Source organism: Synechococcus sp. WH 5701, from assembly GCF_000153045.1.
Lineage (GTDB): Bacteria > Cyanobacteriota > Cyanobacteriia > PCC-6307 > Cyanobiaceae > Regnicoccus_A > Regnicoccus_A antarcticus.
In genome coordinates, this window is record NZ_AANO01000117.1 from 1 (window position 1) to 1,183 (window position 1,183).

Annotated in this window: 2 protein-coding genes; one reads left to right on the forward strand and one right to left on the reverse strand. The window is 56.7% G+C overall.

Translation table 11 applies throughout. The features are described 5' to 3' along the window. Window positions 1-594: pyridoxal-phosphate dependent enzyme (locus tag WH5701_RS00690; protein WP_006169906.1), on the forward strand; the 594-nt coding region annotated here is incomplete at its 5' end. A gap of 72 nt (window positions 595-666) precedes the next feature. On the opposite strand, the gene WH5701_RS00695 is transcribed toward WH5701_RS00690, so the two are convergent. Further along, window positions 667-1,183, reverse strand: a 517-nt coding sequence (locus tag WH5701_RS00695) for an S-adenosylmethionine:tRNA ribosyltransferase-isomerase (RefSeq protein WP_006169907.1), incomplete at its 5' end; no start/stop codon positions are given.

A 1,183-nucleotide genomic window follows, 5' to 3' on the forward strand; every position in this document is an offset into this window, starting at 1 on the left:
GAGATTGCCGATAGCAATCCCTCGAAATTTTTCATGCCCGGTCAATTCGATAACCCAGCCAATCCAGAGATCCACTTCAAAACTACTGGTCCTGAGATCTGGAACGATTGCGATGGTGCCATCGACGTGTTTGTGGCTGGCGTGGGCACCGGCGGCACGATCACCGGTGTATCGCGCTACATCAAAAATGAAGCCGGTAAAGCGATTGAATCCGTCGCGGTGGAGCCAACAAATAGCCCCGTGATCACCCAAACCATGAATGGTGAGGCGGTGAAGCCTGGTCCCCACAAAATTCAGGGCATTGGCGCTGGCTTCATCCCCAAGAACCTCGACCTCTCCGTTGTCGACAAGGTGGAGCAGGTGACCAATGAAGAGTCGATCGCCATGGCGCTTCGCTTAGCGGAAGAAGAAGGCCTATTGGTTGGCATCTCGTGTGGGGCTGCAGCCGCTGCGGCGATTCGCCTCGCAGAACAAGATGCTTATGCGGGCAAAACGATTGTTGTGGTTCTGCCCGACCTCGCTGAGCGTTATCTCTCCTCAGTGATGTTTGCCGAAGTGCCAACTGGAATCATCGAACAGCCCGTCGCGGTTTAAGTCAGCGCTGGCCCCTCAAGCCAAAGGTTTGGTTCGCCCTGCACGTTGTGCGGGGCTTTTTTTTGGGCACCGTCAATTCGGGGTAACGCCTGGCAACACAGCGTCCGGTGGAATCCACATGGCATCGCCATAGGAAAAAAACCGGTACTCGTGATCAATCGCCTCGGCATACAGCGCCAGCAATTTCTCCCGACCAATCAGTGCACTCACCAGCAGCAACAAGGAACTCTTCGGCAGATGGAAATTGGTCAATAAGCCCTGCACGACTGCAAAGCGATAGCCAGGCTGAATCACCAGGTTCACCGGTCCGGTGAATGGTTTCAGCACGCCCCCCTGCAGCTGCGCAGCCCCCTCCAGTGCGCGCACGCTGGTGGTGCCAACAGCGATCACGCGACCACGACACTGCTGAATCGCCTCCACCACGGACGCATTCACCTCAATCCACTCGCTGTGCAATTCCAGCTGCGTGAGGTCTTCTGTTTCCACGGGGCGAAACGTACCCAGCCCCACATGCAGGGTGATCCGGGCCAAGCCGACACCCTTGCGCTGCAAACCAGCCAACAGTTCATCACTGAAATGCAGTCCGGCC